Origin of the sequence: Bartonella sp. CR84HXZ (genome assembly GCF_042194535.1) — a bacterium.
Lineage (GTDB): Bacteria > Pseudomonadota > Alphaproteobacteria > Rhizobiales > Rhizobiaceae > Bartonella > Bartonella grahamii.
On record NZ_JBHIMY010000008.1, the window covers coordinates 53,232 to 71,874 of the forward strand.

At 35.9% G+C, this 18,643-nt stretch carries 12 protein-coding genes and 2 tRNA genes; 7 read left to right on the plus strand and 7 right to left on the minus strand.

Annotation, left to right across the window (positions count from 1 at the left end):
- Nucleotides 1–117 precede the first annotated feature (117 nt).
- Both ACFIKD_RS05310 and gltX read left to right on the plus strand, forming a co-directional pair.
- Entirely contained in the window at nucleotides 118–1,779 is a 1,662-nt protein-coding gene (locus tag ACFIKD_RS05310; RefSeq protein ID WP_375647405.1) for an NAD+ synthase, read from the plus strand.
- 10 nt (nucleotides 1,780–1,789) lie between these two features.
- Nucleotides 1,790–3,163: a glutamate--tRNA ligase gene (gene gltX, locus ACFIKD_RS05315; protein WP_375636300.1), complete on the plus strand. Its 1,374-nt coding sequence runs from the start codon at nucleotides 1,790–1,792 to the stop codon at nucleotides 3,161–3,163.
- Between the two features lie 59 nt (nucleotides 3,164–3,222).
- On the opposite strand, the gene ACFIKD_RS05320 is transcribed toward gltX, so the two are convergent.
- Both ACFIKD_RS05320 and ACFIKD_RS05325 read right to left on the minus strand, forming a co-directional pair.
- Entirely contained in the window at nucleotides 3,223–4,626 is a 1,404-nt protein-coding gene (locus ACFIKD_RS05320) for a DEAD/DEAH box helicase (RefSeq protein WP_375636301.1), read from the minus strand.
- A 146-nt stretch (nucleotides 4,627–4,772) separates the two neighbouring features.
- Nucleotides 4,773–5,546, minus strand: a complete 774-nt coding sequence (locus tag ACFIKD_RS05325) for an NAD kinase (RefSeq protein ID WP_012755068.1) — start codon at nucleotides 5,544–5,546, stop codon at nucleotides 4,773–4,775.
- Nucleotides 5,547–5,808: 262 nt separating this feature from the next.
- On the opposite strand from ACFIKD_RS05325, the gene ACFIKD_RS05330 reads away from it, so the two are divergent.
- The 4 genes from ACFIKD_RS05330 to ACFIKD_RS05345 all read left to right on the plus strand — a co-directional run bounded on the left by ACFIKD_RS05330 (nucleotide 5,809) and on the right by ACFIKD_RS05345 (nucleotide 8,589).
- Nucleotides 5,809–5,885: transfer RNA gene (locus tag ACFIKD_RS05330), tRNA-Arg, on the plus strand.
- Between the two features lie 504 nt (nucleotides 5,886–6,389).
- Nucleotides 6,390–6,572: a YbfB/YjiJ family MFS transporter gene (locus ACFIKD_RS05335; protein WP_375636341.1), complete on the plus strand. Its 183-nt coding sequence runs from the start codon at nucleotides 6,390–6,392 to the stop codon at nucleotides 6,570–6,572.
- 1,336 nt (nucleotides 6,573–7,908) lie between these two features.
- Nucleotides 7,909–8,154 (plus strand): hypothetical protein, encoded by a 246-nt coding sequence (locus ACFIKD_RS05340; RefSeq protein WP_375647407.1) that lies wholly within the window; start codon nucleotides 7,909–7,911, stop codon nucleotides 8,152–8,154.
- 210 nt (nucleotides 8,155–8,364) lie between these two features.
- A complete protein-coding gene (locus tag ACFIKD_RS05345; protein ID WP_375647419.1) occupies nucleotides 8,365–8,589 on the plus strand; it encodes a DUF6990 domain-containing protein in 225 nt (74 codons plus the stop codon).
- Nucleotides 8,590–9,102: 513 nt separating this feature from the next.
- Here ACFIKD_RS05345 and ACFIKD_RS05350 read toward each other — a convergent pair.
- A complete protein-coding gene (locus ACFIKD_RS05350) occupies nucleotides 9,103–10,671 on the minus strand; it encodes a TerC family protein (protein WP_375647408.1) in 1,569 nt (522 codons plus the stop codon).
- A gap of 437 nt (nucleotides 10,672–11,108) precedes the next feature.
- On the opposite strand from ACFIKD_RS05350, the gene ACFIKD_RS05355 reads away from it, so the two are divergent.
- A tRNA-Lys gene (locus ACFIKD_RS05355) sits at nucleotides 11,109–11,184 on the plus strand.
- Nucleotides 11,185–12,754: 1,570 nt separating this feature from the next.
- Here ACFIKD_RS05355 and ACFIKD_RS05360 read toward each other — a convergent pair.
- The 4 genes from ACFIKD_RS05360 to ACFIKD_RS05375 all read right to left on the minus strand — a co-directional run bounded on the left by ACFIKD_RS05360 (nucleotide 12,755) and on the right by ACFIKD_RS05375 (nucleotide 18,558).
- Entirely contained in the window at nucleotides 12,755–13,708 is a 954-nt protein-coding gene (locus ACFIKD_RS05360) for a YbhN family protein (RefSeq protein WP_375647410.1), read from the minus strand.
- A 15-nt stretch (nucleotides 13,709–13,723) separates the two neighbouring features.
- Nucleotides 13,724–15,475, minus strand: a complete 1,752-nt coding sequence (gene ybaL / locus ACFIKD_RS05365; protein WP_375636306.1) for a YbaL family putative K(+) efflux transporter — start codon at nucleotides 15,473–15,475, stop codon at nucleotides 13,724–13,726.
- A 99-nt stretch (nucleotides 15,476–15,574) separates the two neighbouring features.
- Entirely contained in the window at nucleotides 15,575–18,088 is a 2,514-nt protein-coding gene (gene secD, locus ACFIKD_RS05370) for a protein translocase subunit SecD (RefSeq protein ID WP_375644680.1), read from the minus strand.
- 92 nt (nucleotides 18,089–18,180) lie between these two features.
- Nucleotides 18,181–18,558, minus strand: coding sequence for a hypothetical protein (locus ACFIKD_RS05375; protein WP_375647411.1), 378 nt, complete (start codon nucleotides 18,556–18,558; stop codon nucleotides 18,181–18,183).
- Between the last annotated feature and the right edge of the window lie 85 nt (nucleotides 18,559–18,643).

Sequence of the window (18,643 nt, forward strand, 5' to 3'; positions counted from 1 at the left end):
TTTTTCCTAATATACTTTTAGGTCATTATGGCAGAAGAGAATTTTTAAAAAGTGATATTTCCTGATGATGAAGAGTAAAGTTGTGGTTGCTAAACTGATGAAATGATACAAAGGCTTATGAAAAATGATTTTCGGGTATCAATTGCCCAATTAAATCCTATTGTTGGTGATATTGAGGGGAATTTTTCTTTAGCTGTCATGGCACATCAAAAGGCCAAAGAAGAGGGGGCTGATCTTGTTTTATTCACGGAACTTTTTATAAGCGCTTATCCGCCGGAAGATCTTGTTCTAAAACCTGCTTTTACAAAAACATGTGAAGAGACTGTTAAGAAATTAGCAAAGATAACCGTAGGCGGACCAGGAATTGTCATTGGTCTTCCATTAAGACGCAATGGCAATATTTACAACGGTGTCATGCTTCTTGATGAAGGGCGAGTCATTGCCGAAAGTTTGAAGTTTGATTTACCTAATTATGCTGAATTTGATGAAAAGCGTTTATTTTCTTCAGGCCCACGACCTGAGCCTCTTATCTATCGTGGGGTAGGACTAGGAATAGTGATTTGTGAAGATATTTGGAATGATTCTTCACTTTGTGCGGAGCTTGGTAATAAAGGAGCGGAAATTATTCTTGTCCTTAACGGATCTCCCTACTATCGTAATAAAACCTTAAAACGTATAGATGTTGTTCATACGCAAGCTCTACGATCTAGGGTACCAATTATTTATGCTAATCAAGTTGGAGGTCAAGATGAGCTCGTTTTTGATGGTGGGTCTTTTGCCTTGAATGGAGAAGGAAAAAAGATATTTCAAATGAAGCACTTTGATAGCCATATTGCTTTAAGCCATTGGCAAAAAATAACGACGGGATGGCACTGTATTTCAGGTCCTAATGAAAGTCTTCTCAATGGATTAGCGGCCGATTATCAAGCTTGTGTTTTAGGTTTGAGAGATTACGTTAATAAAAATCGCTTTAAGGATGTTATTCTTGGTCTTTCAGGAGGAATTGATTCAGCCCTGTGTGCGGCAATGGCGGTGGATGCTCTTGGCTCTGAGAGAGTTCGCACCATTATGATGCCTTATCACTATACTTCACAAGAATCGTTAAAAGATGCTAAAGAATGTGCACAACTTCTAGGATGTCATTATGAAATAATAGCGATTGAGCAACCTGTTGAAGCTTTTTTAAAGACAATGGCGCCAGTTTTTCTAGGGTTACCCCCTGATATAACAGAAGAAAATCTTCAAAGTCGTATACGCGGTACACTTTTAATGGCTCTTTCAAATAAATTCGGTTCATTGGTGGTAACGACAGGCAATAAGTCGGAAATGGCTGTGGGATATGCGACACTGTATGGTGATATGAATGGCGGGTTTAATCCTCTTAAAGATATTTATAAAATGCAGGTTTATGCATTAGCTGAGTGGCGCAATAAAAATCACTTGCACAATTTGAGAGGACCAGAAGGGATTGTCATTCCATCCAATATTATAGAAAAAGCGCCTTCTGCAGAGCTGCGGGAAAATCAAAAAGATGAAGATTCTCTACCGCCTTATCCTATTCTAGATGATATCTTGCAATCTCTTGTAGAAAATGACATGAGTATTTGTGATATTATTAAACGTGGGTATTCACGGGAAACTGTTGAGAAAGTTGAACAGCTTCTTTATGGTGCCGAATATAAAAGACGACAATCTGCACTCGGTGTAAAAATCAGTTACAAGAGTTTCGGACGCGATCGTCGCTATCCCATAGTTAATCATTTTCGCGATAAAAATTGAGTATTATTTTATGGTTAAAGTTCGTTTTGCTCCCTCTCCAACAGGTTATATTCATATTGGCAATATCCGTATTGCGCTTTTCAATTGGCTTTATGCGCAAGCGCATAATGGAGCATTTATCTTGCGCTATGATGATACAGATGTTGAACGTTCTAAACAAGAATATATCGATGCTATTGCTGTTGACCTTGAATGGCTTGGTATTCAACCAGATGCAATTTATTACCAATCTAAGCGATTTAATCGATATGATGAAGTTGCGGAAATTCTCAAACAACGCGGGCTTCTTTATCCCTGTTATGAGACTGCAGAAGAATTAGAACGGCGTCGTAAAATCCAGCTTTCACGCAAATTGCCTCCTATTTATGACCGTGCAGCATTAAAATTGACAGCAGAAGAGAAAAAAAACTTTGAATCACAAGGTCGTAAACCCCATTGGCGTTTTCTTCTCCCTAATTTTGAAAATGATCCTCTACAAACAAAGCGAACAGCAGTTTGTTGGAATGATGCAGTAAAGGGAAAGCAGACGATTGATTTGGCTTCTCTTTCAGATCCTGTTCTCATTCGTGAAGATGGAAGCTATCTTTATACATTGCCGTCTGTTGTTGATGATGTAGATATGGCTATTACGCATATTATTCGTGGGGATGATCATATTACAAATACAGGCGCTCAAATTGCTCTTTTTAAAGCTCTTAATGCAGAATTACCGGTTTTTGGTCATATCAATTTATTGGCGACAGTTTTAGGAAAAGGACTTTCAAAACGTAACAATGATCTTTCTATTCGTTCTCTACGGGAAGAAGGATTTGAATCTATAGCTGTTCAATGCCTTGCCGTTTTGATTGGGACATCGCAAAATGTGCATCCCTATCCCAATCAAGCAGCGCTTTTAGAGCATTTTAATCTCCAAGATACGTCAAGATCCGTTGCAAAATTTGATATTGCTGATCTTCTTGCTTTGAATAGTCATCTTGTCCATGAGTTAAACTATGAGGAAGTAAAAATGCGCCTTAAAAAACTTTCTATTGAGGGAGATAAGGCGGAATATTTCTGGAACGCGATAAGAAGTAATATTAATAAAGTCAATGATGCTGTTTTGTGGTGGAAAATCATTCATGATGAACAGAATTTTGATACAGTGGCACTAGAGGATCGTGCTTTTGTGCGCCAATCACTCGATTTCTTACCTGAAGGTGCTTTGAATGAGGAAAGTTGGAAAATTTGGACAACAGAATTAAAAGAAAAAACAGGACGTAGTGGGAAAGCTTTGTTTATGCCATTACGTCAGGCACTTACTGGGATGGATCATGGACCTGAAATGGGAAAAATTTTGCCGCTCTTGGGACGTGAAAAGGTAGCAGAAAGACTCTCTAGGAAATAAGAGCGGCTTTTTTAAAAGCATTTCGTTCATTTTACTCTTAAAGAGAGTAAAGAACGGGTTTATTTACACGTTTTTATAAGCATGAAAGCAGGAATATCATCACCAAATCCAAGGGGCGTGTAATTCTTATTTTTTCGTGGGCGTTGTTGCTCAGATGGCTTCTCTTTATTATTTGCATTTTTGATATATTCTGTTTTATTCTCTTCTACAGATTTTTTAGTGTGAGCAACAGGCTCTTTTTGAGCAGTTTTCTTTGATGATTTTGAAGATTTTTTCTTTACAACAATATCTTCTGTTTGATCATCGGCTATTAAAGTTGAGAGATCTCCATTGAGCCATTCAATTTTTTCATTACTCATTTCCTCAATGGCATTGATATATTTTTGATCAGCTTTTGTGACAATTGTAAAAGCTTTTCCGCTACGATTTGCACGCCCTGTACGACCAATTCGATGGATGTAGTCTTCAGCATGTGTAGGAACATCATAGTTAAATACATGACTTACAGCTGGGATATCAAGTCCACGGGCGGCAACATCAGATGCAACAAGAAGTGTGAGTTTATTGTCTTTAAAATCGGCCAATGTGCTCATGCGCGAGTATTGGTCCATATCTCCATGAAGTGCACCTACACTAAAATTATGCCTGACGAGAGATCTAAAAAGTTCAGAGATATCTCTTTTTCGATTACAGAAAATAATAGCGTTTTGAAGCTCAGCACCTTCATTATGAATAAGTTCTCGCAAAACAGCTCTTTTATCCCATGACTTACTTCCAGATTTGACGAGCCGTTGTGTAATTGTGGTTGCGGTTGAGGATGCTTTTGTAACTTCAACAGATACAGGAGAATGTAAAAATTGTTTCGTTAGTTTTGTAATTTCTGGCGCCATTGTTGCAGAAAAGAACAAAGTTTGACGCGTAAAAGGAGTTAGCTTACAGATGCGTTCAATATCAGGAATAAAGCCCATATCCAACATGCGATCCGCTTCATCAATAACAAGGATTTCAACGCCCATCAGGAGCAGTTTACCGCGCTCGCAATGATCAAGAAGGCGCCCTGGTGTTGCGATAAGAACATCAGCTCCCCGTTCAAGTTTGCGATCTTGGAGTTCAAAAGAAACTCCACCAATCAAAAGAGCAACATTTAAACGATGATTTATTCCGTATTTATCGAAATTTTCTTCAACTTGAGCTGCAATTTCCCGTGTTGGTTCTAAGATGAGCGTACGGGGCATTCGTGCTCTTGCACGACCTTTTTCAAGGAGAGTGAGCATAGGCAATACGAAAGAAGCGGTTTTACCTGTTCCCGTTTGGGCGATTCCTAAAACGTCTTTTCTTTGAAGGACATGCGGAATTGTTTCACTTTGAATAGGTGTTGGAGTTGTATATCCCGCTGATTTCACCGCATTAATAACCTTTGCGGAAAGACCTAAATCATCAAAACTGTTTAAAGATGGTATCATTTTTTTATCAATTGCTCTGTGATTTTAACTGCGCTATCTAAATGATGATTATAACCAATATTCTACACTCTTAAAAAGTGTTAAGATGTTTTCACAAAAAAACTAACTATAACAATCATATACATATAAAACGCATAATACAATCATTAATAGCGAAATTGTTCTGATAAAATGCGCTCATCCCATGAATGATTTGAGTCAAAAAGGATTGAAGCTGTTACTTCTGTTGCCATTGAAATAGTAACTGAATGAACAGATTTAACTTCAATATTATCTGCAGCAGCGTTGACAGGGCGTTTGTCAGGTTCAAGCATATCAAAGCGCACTATTACTGTATTGGGAAGCAAAGCTCCATGCCAACGCCGAGGGCGAAAAGGACTAACGGGAGTGAGTGCCATAAGGGGGGCCATAAGAGGTAAGATAGGTCCTTGTGCTGATAAATTATAGGCGGTCGATCCAGCTGGTGTAGCGACGAGAACACCATCACAACTTAATTGTTCCATGCGTACGTTGTTATCAATGGTGATGCGAATTTTTGCGGCTTGATAAGATTGCCGAAAGAGGGATACTTCATTAATTGCAAGCGCCTCGATAGAATCTTGACATTCAGATTTTGCAATCATGCGCAGGGGATGAATTTCTTTTTTATGTGCGACAGCAATACGATTGGGCAATTTTTTTTCATGAAATTCATTCATAAGAAATCCTACAGAACCTTGATTCATACCATAAATAGGTTTGCCTGTGTTCATGACGTCTCGTACGGTTTGTAACATTGTCCCATCACCACCGATTGCAACAACAATATCAGTTTCTTCCAGAGAAGAATGACCATAAACGGAAATTAATTTATGGGTAGCTTTGATAGCGTCCTCAGTTTCTGCGGAAATAAAATGAAAGCGACTTGGTAATGTAGTCATTAAAAAATTATCCTGATATTTATAATGTATGTTGTAACTTATTTTTGAGAGTTTTGAAGTTGTAACAAAAGCTCTTTTTATAATAAAAAGAGCATTGAATAAAGAGAAGTTATTTCAAGGTAAAGTATCATTGAAAAGTAAGAGGAGTGCGTTGTTAGATAAGTTACAAACAAGTAATTTTTTATTAAAATGATAATTTAGCATTGAAGCTAAGAGTATGATTGGTTAAAAGACCATAACTGATTTTAATAATCAGTTTGAAGCACCCGTAGCTCAGTTGGATAGAGCGCTGCCCTCCGAAGGCAGAGGTCACAGATTCGAATTCTGTCGGGTGCACCAAATTCTTCAACTTCATATCATCCTAAATAACAATATTACCTAAAAAGAAGCCAATTTCCTCTTTTATGAAAATGGTCATTTGATTTGTTTATTAAGTTTTATAGCGAATAAGCAAATGATTTTAAGAGAAGTAAAATTTACGGCTGCGTATATAATTTTTCGATTAGTCATTTTGAATATCGAGATAAAAAAGCAAGATTATCTAAATATGCTTTCAATTTAACTATAAACATATATAACATAAAAATACATTTAATTCAATATGTTATTGTATAATTGATCTGGCGATATTGATAGTAGATAGCTAAATATATTGTTTTGAGCATTAAAATAGATAGCTAAATTTGCTTTTATTCTATTTGGGAGCTAAAGGCTGTTATGGTGAAATGGAACGCGGATGAGGAATATCACCAGTTAAAGGAATAATAATAGGGATAAAAATAATCGTCAAGATTTGAATTATTTCAAAACGCTGTATTCGGTATGGTTATTATGGTTTTGAGAATGGGTATCGGGAAATTTCTCTATACACCAATATTGCCAGTTATATTGGATAAGGGATTGTTTACCTTTAATCAACTTTCTTATATAGCTAGCGCTAATTATGGTGGGGGAGTATGTTCTTTACGTTTGGCAAAATTGGGAATATATCTCTTGCTCCTCACATGCTATCTTGTGCAGCTATAGTAATGATTGCACTATTCATAGCAATGCCGAAGTTTATGATCATGCTGTTGTTAGTATGCCAAGGTTTATGGCAATGCCAAGATCTCTGGTTATTTCGTGATTAGAGGTAATGTATATGGCAATGCAAGAATAAAAAGACATAGCGATTTATATTCGGTTCCCATAAATTGTGAGGTTTATGAAAGCGATAACGTTATCAAGATTGATAAAAAGAATAAATGACATGCGTGGAGAGCGCCTTTTTGATGGTTATAAACGCATCATAAAAGAGAGAATTTAAAAAGGAAAGCCGTGCCAAGTGATATGACGCGGCTTTTAAATAGAGGTGCTACAGATCATACAAAAGAAATCAATAATGGATGCATATATACAAAACGTATCATATTGCAAGCGCTCTATTTTATTGATTAAAACTTATCAAAAGGAACATAAATGACAGGTATGATTTTTAATCACTCATTTGAATTACAGAACCTATAAACACTTTGTTTATGGTTATAAAACGTATTAAGAATAACGCCTTCATTTTTGAGGGGGCATTTGAAACAAAGCACATTATCAAAATGCCTCTTTTAAAACGTTTTTTGCTTGTTTGCTTGCGTTATATCATTAAAAGACTTTTGATTTCATAAGACATAACATTATCAATTTTATTATCTGTTGTGATGATACTATCTATATAATGCCAGCTTGTCATTTACTAACTTTTTTAGTAAGCCCCGCTTTAAAATCGACTTGTCTTTAAATCCTTTTATGTGTTCTTAATGAATTAAAATCTATCTTATGATAGCTTCAAATGATTATTTCTTTTAAGGTTTCGCTCAAAAAAAAGTAAAACCCATACTATTCTTTAAGCGTATGCAATTTATGTTATCGATAATTCCAAACGATTACGTTTTTAACAATGCGATTTGTGTGTGATAAAAACGTATCATAAAATTTATGAACTGTTATGAATGATAGCTGCTTTTTACTTCATTTGAATGTTTACATGCCTTATAACACTTGCATCATAATTTGCTTTTTATAGTCTATTCATACATGGCAATTGTTTATAAAAAATGGTCAATTGAATCACGTATAAAGTGTGAATTCTAAATGGAATTCATATAAAATAATTTCACACAAACTATTGACTTTGTTTTTTTTTAATGATAAGATTTCATCTCGTTTAGACGTTGCAAAAGAAATCACCAAAGACCTTATTGATAAGATTCTTCTCTTATACGGCGTTATCAATTTTATTTGCAGAAAGCTGTTTTGCTTTTGACTTTTGACTTTTGACTTTTGATATGGATACAACCTTTTTTCAGGTAGAGCAAAGAATTTTTTAGCCATGGAGAGTGCAACAGCGCTCTTCAAAAATCTTGATTGGTCTGTTGAGAAAATTAAAGAGGTAGATAATTATTCAGCACGTTATCAACTACTAGATCGTGAAGTACAAGTTCTTTATAATGACGCAATTATCAAAGGTTATCCGCAATTTGATGTTGGATTTTCGATTAGTACTGGTATTTTAGCTGCTGCCTGCATGGTAATTGACCCCTATCAATTCTCAGCACTTACAAGATTTAAAATTTGACTTTGATAAAAAGTGGTTGAGAGTTTGTGAAGAAGAAATATATGCGGATTGGTTGAAATTAGAGCTTGATTATGTCTTGAAATGGGTGATGGAAAAAATTGATCTTCATAAATGCTTTTATTCCAGATATGGAGCACTACCTTGGCAAAAGAGTGAAGTTGAGGCACATAAGGTTATCAAGATAGATGATGCAGATTATAGCTACTGCATATTAGTGCACTGGCTTTATTGGGTGATGTTGCAACCTTACAATCTTATTATCAAAGTTTCAGTGCAGGGGATCATTTAGGCTTTGATGAAAACACCCAAAAGATTCATCTTGAACGTGCATTGGCTTTAGCCAAAGAAGTGGTGAAATCTAAGAAACTCAGCTACACTTTAATTGCAAAAGTAGCAAAAAATATGAGCCATGTGGAAGAAAAACAAAGTTCTTAATAAGAGCTTTCCAGAGAGGTGGAGCTTCATTCTTGGAAGGAAAAAAATAGCTAAATTTATCGAAACAAAAGATAAGAAATATCAAGAAGATCTCAAAAAATTATAGGAACCAGAATCTAGTTTAACGCTGCCATTATCAGTTGAGTGAACCCAACAATGGCGGAGTTCTATCCATTAGCGGAAATCTGATGTTTGAAAGATGATTTCTTGATGTGAAGCTAATATTATAATAAATAATTATTATAAATCAATATGTTGTATATATTCATAATTTTTGAGATTAATGACCATTGACAAATAATTTTTCATCATTTTTTCTCTTACAGCTTTTTGTAAATCATCAATGGAAATTTTTATAATGGAAAGTTTATTGATAACATAACTTTTGTATGTTCATTACTTTACGCTTAAAAAATATAGAAATAGTGAAATGCAATTAAGTCATCAACTTCTTATTCTTTTCAATTTTTAATCATAAAAAAATCTTTTTATTCATCTTGCTTATAAAAAGAATTAGCTTTTTTCTGGTAAGACAATTGGAGAAATAAGGATTTTAGATATGTTTCGGCGTTCCATTTCAATCACTTTAAAGTGTAAACCATCAGTTTCAAAACTTTCTCCCTCATTTGGTAAATGACCAAACTGCCAAAGCATAAAGCCTGCCAGAGTCGTATAACGATCTGCTTCATCCACAAGGTTACGCCCAAGATAACCACTTAAACGGCGGATATCAGCATATCCCTCAACAAGAAGACTGCCATTTTCAAGTCGTTCTGCGATCATGAGTGCTTCATCGTCATCAGGAAAGTCTCCTGCAATAGCTTCAAGAATATCAGTTGGTGTTGCAATTCCTTCAAAAGATCCATGCTCATCAACAATAATTGCAAGCTGAATCGAAGAATGACGTAATTGCTCCATCAATCGTAAAACACTTGTATTTTCATGAACAACGAGGGGTTCTCGCATAGCTTTTTTCCAATTAATCTTTTTTCCCTCAGCCAAATTCAAAAGAAGATCTTTTGTCAATGCAACGCCAACAAATTCATCTACTTTTTCACGCGCAAGAATTAAGCGGCTATGTTTAACCTTTTGTAATTCTTCACGCATTTCATTTTCATCAGCATTTAAATCTAACCACTCAATCTCATTACGTGGCGACATGATAGAGCGAACAGGGCGATCAGCTAAATCGAGAACACCACGAATCATCTCCTTTTCTTCTGGTCTAAACAACTCAGAAGCTGCGGCCTGTTCCGCAATAACATCTACAGTCTCAGCAAGGTGACTATCTTTACTTCCTCCTCCTAAGAGCCTCAAAACAGCATCAGCTGTTCTACTGCGTAGATCATTCGTTTTAATCATTTTTTCACGGTTACGACGTCCAATTTGATTAAAAGCTTCGATGAGAACAGAAAAACCAATAGCAGCATACAAATACCCTTTTGGAATATGAAAACCAAATCCTTCAACAATGAGAGTAAAACCAATCATCATCAAAAAACCAAGACAGAGGATTACAATAGTGGGATGACGATTAATAAAACGCATAAGAACACCAGATCCGCACATCATTACTCCCATAGCAGATATGACTGCGATATACATAACTGTTGCCTGCTCTTTTGCAATCATACCTGTTGCGGTAATAATACTGTCTAGTGAAAAAACGGCATCCAGCACCACGATTTGAACAATTACTTGCCAAAAAACAGCATAAGCAACGCCTGTTTTTCTTTCATGTGATACCCCTTCTAACCTTTCATGTAATTCTAACGTTCCCTTTGCTAGCAAAAAGGCTCCACCACCGATTAAAATAAAGCTATGCCAACTAAATACAAAAGATGAAAGTGAAAGAATTACCCTATCGAGTCTCATAACCCATCCAATAACTGTAAGAAGGAAAAGCCGCATAATTAATGCTAAAGTAAGACCTAGAAAGCGTGCGCGGTCACGCAAATGCAGTGGCAATTTTTCAGCTAAAATTGCAATAAAGATAAGGTTATCTATTCCTAAAACAATTTCGAGAAAAACCAGCGTAATCAAACCAAACCACGCATGGGGATCAGTGATCCATTCCATCATTCCTTACCTTTTAGAAGCTTAAAAGCGCGCGATTGACAAAAAAAATTCATAGGCTTTTATTCGTATATTGGATCATGAACATTGAATGTAAAAAAACTTATATTCAACGAAAAAAACAGCAAAATATTGCTTGAATGCATGTGATTATTGATAAAACAAAATGATGCCCCATCCCGCTTACAACCACAAGAAGGTTCCTCTAAATTTTGCTCGGGCATTATACTCGATAATCCTCCAACTATAGGTTCTGTATAACAATCAGAACACTTATTTAGAAAGTTCCTTATAATGGGTTTATTTTTATATAAGATCAAGTGGTGAATATCATATTTTTAATCTTACAGACAATGAGTCTATATAACAAACAACAAAATATCTGGACATCCATCCTTAGGAGCGTTATAGAAACGCTCATTCTCATCTTTTGAGAAGCTTATGGGTGATTAGCTCAGTCGGTAGAGCAGCTGACTCTTAATCAGCGGGTCGTGGGTTCGATCCCCTCATCACCCACCATTCGATTTTATACCGTAAACAACTTATTGATTGCGTAAATTTTTTTAAGGTACGAGTTGCTAAATAAAATTGGGGAGTAGGATTTCCCTATATGCATTTGTTTAAAAGTGAAGATTGTCGATATAGCTTAGTCATCGGGTGTTGTACTTTTAGGGGCTTAAAGAATTTCAAAGGACATTTAAAGATCTTTTAATGCGTATTGTTTTTTTAAATCGCAATTGGTAAGGAGAAGTTTCTTACCGACAATTGTGCTATTTAAAGGGGTATAAAAATCAACAGTTTTCACTTCTTTTAATATAAATTGACTAAATTTTTTTGGATTTTTAGCATATTGTTTAAAGATAGAAGAAACTTTACACTTTAGTTGTGTCAGCAGCGTGGATATTTTTTGATAACTCTCCCACTTAAACAAAAGATCTCTGTAATAATCATCAGTATTCCAAGAGGGTGAATCAAGATAAAACAAAGTAGTTAGCTGGACATAACAGGAATAAAATTAGATCAGTTTAATGGTTTAAAACTAATACCTGCTAAACGACAGAAAATAAGCTTTAATAGGGCTTTAAGTTTTAGAATATTAAACCGTGCGGTTACGTTATACTGTCTTTCCGTTAGCTTAACCGTTAAAAATATAAACATTAAGAAAGCTGCTCAGAATCATTATAATATATTGATTTATAATAATTAATTATTCTTTGTTTGAGAAAACTTTACTGCCATAAACTTCTTTTGTTTTAATCTCTCTTATAATGAATTAATTAAACTCATTTATTTGTGCATTATAAATGGGATTAACGTGTGGATAAAGACTATTAAAGAAAAGCATAAAAATGATTCTTATTAAAGTTCTTAAGCGTTAAAAGTTATCACAACATTGGAAAAATAGTATAATGGTGCAGGCTTGCTCTTTTATTAAGTATAAAGATGATGGTGCAACAATGGCTTTACTATTATCCATTTACGGGTGTTATTGTGTAATGGGGAAGAGCACTGAGAGAGGTTTCTTAAAAAAGGTATGTAAATTGGCAACACGATGGTGTTTTTTCTTTGAGAGGCTTGATTCTATTAAAGAACGTGACAAACAAAAGCGTGACACAATATGTATACACATTATTCCTATATTTTTGAGAGATGAAAATTTTGTAAAGTTTTTCCTTGTATTTTTATATGATCGTTTAGGAAAAATTCTTTTATTAAAAGGGTTCTTTAAGTATTCTTGATTTATATAATTTTTCTTTTTTAAATAATAAAATGAAGTTATTTTCAGATAGAGGTTTTTAAATTTGAGTATTTGTTTTTTGCAATGATGTGCTTTATCCAACATAAAAATCGATTACATAATAAAATAGTACTTTTAATATTCAAGTTTATGAGAGTTTTTTTGAAGGAAAATAGATAAATATTTCTATATTTTTCGTAAAGTAAGATTCTTATAAAAGGGGACCTTCAAGTTTCAATGTAAAAAAGATAAATAAAAATAATGATTGTATTAATTTACATATACAATCGATTAGCATGGATGATAATCCTTTATAGGCACACAAAAAAGAAGTAGTTGATAGCCTTTTATTTATTCAGGAGGTGTTTTGGGGGCTTTTTTCCAGTATTGATGCGCTTCAAAAATGGCGACCACAAATAATGAAAGGATAAGCGGTATAATCAAATAAAACATTCTAAAGACAATAAGTGCTGCAATAACATCGGTTGGATTTATATTGGGCATGCCTGTTATGAAGAGAGCTTCAAGAACTCCTACTCCTCCTGCTGGAGCATTGGAGAGAAGAGTTATCGTAAAAGATGCTAGGAAAACACCAAGAACAGAGATAAAATGAATATCTGCGTTGTGTGGGAGAACAGCATATATAATTCCTGCTGCTCCTAAAAGCTCTAAAGGGCTAATGAGAAGCTGTTGAATAACAATTTTCAGCCGTGGATAGGAAAGTTGAATTTTCTTACCCAAGCGTAAGGGTTTTAACTGAAGCCAGCTGCCAAACGTATAAAGTGCTATACAGTTGAGTAAAATTGCTCCAACCGTTGTTCCTAGCCATTCAGGAAGTTCTTTATGAATGAGGGTGATAATTTCGGGTTGTAGCACCAAAACGATTCCCAAAAGTAAGACTGTGCCGATTACAAAAGTAAAAGAGCAGAAACCTACTAATATTGCGATTTCTGTTCCGTTTAATCCTTTCATTTTATAGGCACGATAGCGCACAACGGCACCAGAAAAAACTGAAGCACCGATATTGTGTGAAAGAGCGTAGGTTGTAAATGAACATATAGCGATAAAAATCCAAGAAATTTTATGGCCTAGATGTTGCAAGGCAATTCGATCATATCCAGCAAGAGCAGCATAAGCTAGGAGAGAACATAAGCAGGCTAATAACCAGTGCTGTGCATTTAAATCGCTCAAGCGCTCCAATACATCCCCAAATGAAATGGCAGAGAGTTTCATATAAAGAATCCGAATAGATATCAGCATTGCTAAGATACCAATCAATGGCCATATAAACTGCTTTATTTTCACGATTCTTTATCCATTTTATGTTTTCTGTAAATTTTCATGATTGAGCATATTCTGTACAGATCTTCGTTCCATTATATACTCTATGATGCCATTGGCAATTTCTTCATTATCCGTTACTACAACATCAGCACCTAAATCAATGAGATATGTTGTTTCTATGTCGGATAATGCATGTGTGATTATCTGGATATCTTTCTTCATATTCCTTATATTAACGATACATTCTCCTACTTCAATGGTGCTTAGCATTGTAATAACAACTTTATCTGCATTACTTATATTTGCTGCGTTCATTATTTCTTGTTGAATGATATTGCCGCAAATAGCCTCAAAGCCATCTGCAATCGCTTTATCAGAGAGGCGTTTTGATTCTTCTACGATCACTATAGGTTTACCTCTATTTATTAAAGATAATGCAACACACTTACCAATACGACCATAGCCAATAATTACGATATGGTTATTTTTTAAGGTCATCGGCAAAAAATCTTGGTCAGGATCTTGTGGATCAATATCAATAATTGTTTGGGTATTTTGTGAAGATGCAGAATTTTTTTCTAGACGTTTTTTAATTTTATTACAGGCAATGAAAACAAGAGGATTGAGCAAAATAGAAAAAATTGCTCCTCCAAGAATTAAATCATGAGCGTCATTGTTTAAAAGTCCTAAGCTTAAACTTAAACCAGCAAGGATAAAGGAAAATTCTCCGATTTGGGCAAGGCTTGCAGAAATAGTCAAAGCTGTTGCATTAGAATAGCGAAAAGCCTTAACGATGAAAAAGGCAACAGCAGATTTTCCGATTACGATAATGAATAAGGTTGCTAAGAGAGGAAAAAAATGAGTTAAGAGTTTCTCTGGGTCAAATAACATGCCTACAGAAACAAAAAAGAGAACAGAAAAAGCATCGCGCAGTGGTAAAGATTCTTCCGCGGCACGGTGGCTTAATTCTGATTCGCTCATGACCATACCAGCAAAAAAAGCACCAAGAGAAAGAGAAACACCAAATAAATGAGCGGCTCCGAAAGCCACTCCTAATGCAATAGCAAAGACGCTAAGACGAAATAATTCACGTGATCCCGATTGTGCGCTCATTTTTAAAAGCCATGGGATAACGCGTCGCCCAATGACGAGCATAAGTGCAATAAATACAATCACTTTCAGGATGGTGAGACCAAAAATACCCCAAATACTTAAATCCAACCATTGAACAAGAGGATCCAACGCTTCTTTTTTGGTGTTGCTGAGGGCACTTGCCAAGGAAGGGATGAGGACAAGTATAAGGACCATTGCTAAATCCTCAATAATCAACCATCCAACGGCAATGCGTCCTTTTTCTGTTTCAATAAGATGACGCTCTTGCAAAGCACGTAGAAGGATAACAGTACTTGCTATGGATAAAGCAAGGCCGAAGATCAAACTACCACCGAAGCCCCAGCCCATAATCAAACCAAGGCACAAACCTAGAAAAGTAGAAAATGCCATTTGTGCAATAGCAGCGGGGACAGCAATAGCTTTGACAGATAAAAGATCTTTTAATGAAAAGTGGAGCCCAACACCAAACATCAGCAAAATAATACCAATTTCAGCAAGTTGATTAATGATGACGGAATCTATTTTAAATCCGCCTGTATTGGGTCCCACAATAACACCGGCTAACAAATAGCCTACAAGTGGTGAAATACGCAAACGGCTAGCAATCATTCCCAAGAGAAATGCTAAACATAAACCTGCAACAATAGTTGTGATAAGTGGTGTGTCGTGGAGCATGGATTATTTACTATTCTTGATCAAAAAGCGAATGAATGAAAATGACTATATTTCTATGAGAAGAGAAGCGAAATGTATCATACGTATTAAAGGGCATTTTTATTTCACTTTGGTATTTGCACGATTATTTCGCTCACGCCACCAATTTCCTAGCAGGAGTAAAATAGGAGCAGCAATAAAGATAGAGGATGATGTTGCAATAATAATCCCAAAGACCATGGGCAATGCAAAATTATGAACAGCACTTCCACCCCATATCGCCATGGGGAGCATAGCAAGAATTGTTGTGGCTGATGTAAAAAAACAACGTACAAGAACCTGATTAATTGACAGATCAATCAGCTCGCGCAACGGCATTTTTTTATAAAGACGCATATTTTCGCGCATCCTATCATAGACGACAACTTTATCATTTATAGAATATCCAACAATTGTTAAGAGTGCAGCGATAGCCGTTAAATTAAAATCAAATTGAAATAAAGCAAAAAAGCCAATCATTTTTGTGGTGTCTAGAATGAGAGTGATAATTGCTCCAATAGCAAAGAACCATTCGAAGCGTAACCATATATAGAGAGACATGGCAATAGCCGCAAGGATAACAGCAGTAAAAGCAGCTGTGGCAAGCTCGCCTGAAATTTTGGGACCAACAACTTCTATTTGATCGAATGTGGTATCGGGATAGATATTTTGTACAGCTGTTTTGACCTTATCAATGGCGATGGTTTGTTGTGCTTCGCTACCGCTTTGTTTCTGCATGCGAATTAATACGGTGTTTTCGTTATCAATATTTTGCAAGGTAACTTCACCAATATTAAGAGTAGAAAGCTTGGAACGCAGAGTTGCTAGATCTGCTGGTGCTTTCGTGGTAATACTCATTTGGCTTCCGCCAATGAAATCAATTCCGAAGTTCAATCCAGGCTTAAAAAAGAGAAAGACTGAAGCCATTGATAAAACAATTGAGACGCCAATACCAATGAAACGTGCTTTCATAAAGTGGAAAGTTGTGTTTTCTGGCATGATGTTGAAAGCAGAGTGAATATGCAATTTTTTAATTTTCCATTTACGAACGATCCAAATCATGATGATGCGTACAATGGTGATATTTGTAAACATGGAGATGATAATACCAAGCAACATTGTTACGGCAAAACCACGAACGGGACCGGTGCCAAACCAAAATAGTAAGACAGTCGCTATAATTGCCGTAACATTTGCATCAACAATGGTTGCAAAAGCGTGTTTAAATCCACGATCTAGGGCTGCAAAAGCACTCACACCTTTTCGACTTTCTTCACGGATACGTTCATTGATGAGAATATTAGCATCAACGGCAATACCGATGCCTAAAATAATACCAGCAATACCAGGTAGCGTAAGCGTAGCTCCCAAAAGACTCAGTGCAGCAAATGTTAAAATCGTGTGCAGAGCTAGTGCTATATTGGCAATTAATCCCCAAATGCGGTAGAGAAGAAAAATAAAAATTGCAACAAGAATAAAGCCAATTATGCCGGTGTAAAGTCCCATTTGGATGGCATCAGCACCAAGATTTGGACCTACGGTTCTCTCTTCAATGACCGTGAGTGGTGCGGGGAGGGAACCAGCACGAAGCAGAGCAGCCAGAGTTGAGGCTTCTTTGGGGTCAAAGTTTCCTGTAATTTGACCTTGTCCATTGGGAATGACACTATTGATGGTAGGAGCGGTTAAAACCTTATTATCCAGAACAATGGCAAAAGGACGGTTAATATTTTGTCGTGTTATATCGGCAAATATTTTTGCACCAGCGGAATCTAGAGTAAATGAAATAATGGAACGCCCTGGTATTTGGGGGTCAAAACCTGCACGGGCATCTTTCAGGACATTTCCATCTAAAGCGATTTGATCATAAATTGCATAGTGTTGTGTTGCATCAGTATATCCAGGAAGAATAGAAACACCTATAGGGGGATTATTGGGGTCCACATTAGAAGGAACAAGATGAAAACTCATCTTAGCGGTTGTTCCTAAAAGATCACGTAGTTGTTTTGGATCTTGTAGTCCGGGCAATTGGACCATAATACGATCATTTCCGACCTTTTGGATGGCTGGTTCTGAAACACCAACTTGATCTATACGGCGACGGATGATTTCTAAGCTTTGTTCAATAGCATTGCTTACACGGTCTTTTATACCAGCTTCCGTTAATGTGACGCGGAGAGTTTCATTTTGAGCACTGATCGTGATGTTATGTTCTGTTGTACCAAAGCTACTGTGTATGGGGGTTATTAATGTTTTCAAAGCAGAGAGTGCTTTTTCAGTTTGCGATGGATCAGAAATAAGGGCAATAATACTATCTTCAACGATACGCACACTTGAGGTGCGGATTTGTTTTTCACGCAATACATTGCGTACACTGCCTAAAACTATGTGTAACTGATCGCGTTTTAACGTTTTGCTATCAACTTCGAGCAGGAGAGAAGAGCCTCCTTGAAGGTCAAGACCAAGTGCTACACGGGTGTCGGGTAAGAATTTCGAGTTTTTAACTTGTTCGTATGAAAATAAATTGGGCAAGGCAACATAAATGCTGCTTAAAAGAATAAAACAATAAAGGGTAGTTAACCAACCAGGTGTACGCATGATATATTCCGCTAATAGGCAATCTAACAGTTATTCAAAGTTAAAAGCACAAGTAAAATAAGATGATCGTTTTATAATTCAAGGAAGAGAATTTAAGTGTGTTCATTAGGAGGAGCGCGTTTATTTGAGAAATATTGCGTTTTAACGCTAAGAAATTGTGTATCAATAGCTGGAATCTTTATTAAAAAGAAATCCAATGTTAGGATTTTTTGAAAGGTTTTCGTAAAAATAGATTCTGTATGGAGTATTACAAGTTTTTTGTTTTCAGTTGTGGTAACATTCAACTGATCACACTTATTGTGTAAATTAAATCTATTCGTTTTAATGATATTATTGGTGTGTGATTGTTTGATTAAATAAGCACGCGTTCCTAGGTTGCTCGTCAAGAATACACCTAAACTGGATAGAAAAATCCAAGTTGTCAAAGGAAGAAAATTTTCTTTTTTGCAATAGAGGTGCAAAAAACACATACTAGAGTGCCTTCTTTAATCTTGTTGAGTTCAGCTTATTTATTATCCTTTTCTCTTATTATCAGTATTATAGGATAAGGGAAAG

What these genes read in the sequence shown, in the direction of transcription:
- ACFIKD_RS05340 (WP_375647407.1), top strand. Translation starts at nt 7,909, where the DNA reads ATGGAGAGTGCAACAGCGCTCTTCAAAAATCTTGATTGGTCTGTTGAG.
- gltX (WP_375636300.1), top strand. Translation starts at nt 1,790, where the DNA reads ATGGTTAAAGTTCGTTTTGCTCCCTCTCCAACAGGTTATATTCATATT.
- ACFIKD_RS05335 (WP_375636341.1), top strand. Translation starts at nt 6,390, where the DNA reads ATGGGTATCGGGAAATTTCTCTATACACCAATATTGCCAGTTATATTG.
- ACFIKD_RS05350 (WP_375647408.1), bottom strand. Translation starts at nt 10,671, where the DNA reads ATGATGGAATGGATCACTGATCCCCATGCGTGGTTTGGTTTGATTACG.
- ACFIKD_RS05375 (WP_375647411.1), bottom strand. Translation starts at nt 18,558, where the DNA reads ATGTGTTTTTTGCACCTCTATTGCAAAAAAGAAAATTTTCTTCCTTTG.
- ACFIKD_RS05325 (WP_012755068.1), bottom strand. Translation starts at nt 5,546, where the DNA reads ATGACTACATTACCAAGTCGCTTTCATTTTATTTCCGCAGAAACTGAG.
- ACFIKD_RS05320 (WP_375636301.1), bottom strand. Translation starts at nt 4,626, where the DNA reads ATGATACCATCTTTAAACAGTTTTGATGATTTAGGTCTTTCCGCAAAG.
- secD (WP_375644680.1), bottom strand. Translation starts at nt 18,088, where the DNA reads ATGCGTACACCTGGTTGGTTAACTACCCTTTATTGTTTTATTCTTTTA.
- ACFIKD_RS05310 (WP_375647405.1), top strand. Translation starts at nt 118, where the DNA reads ATGAAAAATGATTTTCGGGTATCAATTGCCCAATTAAATCCTATTGTT.
- ybaL (WP_375636306.1), bottom strand. Translation starts at nt 15,475, where the DNA reads ATGCTCCACGACACACCACTTATCACAACTATTGTTGCAGGTTTATGT.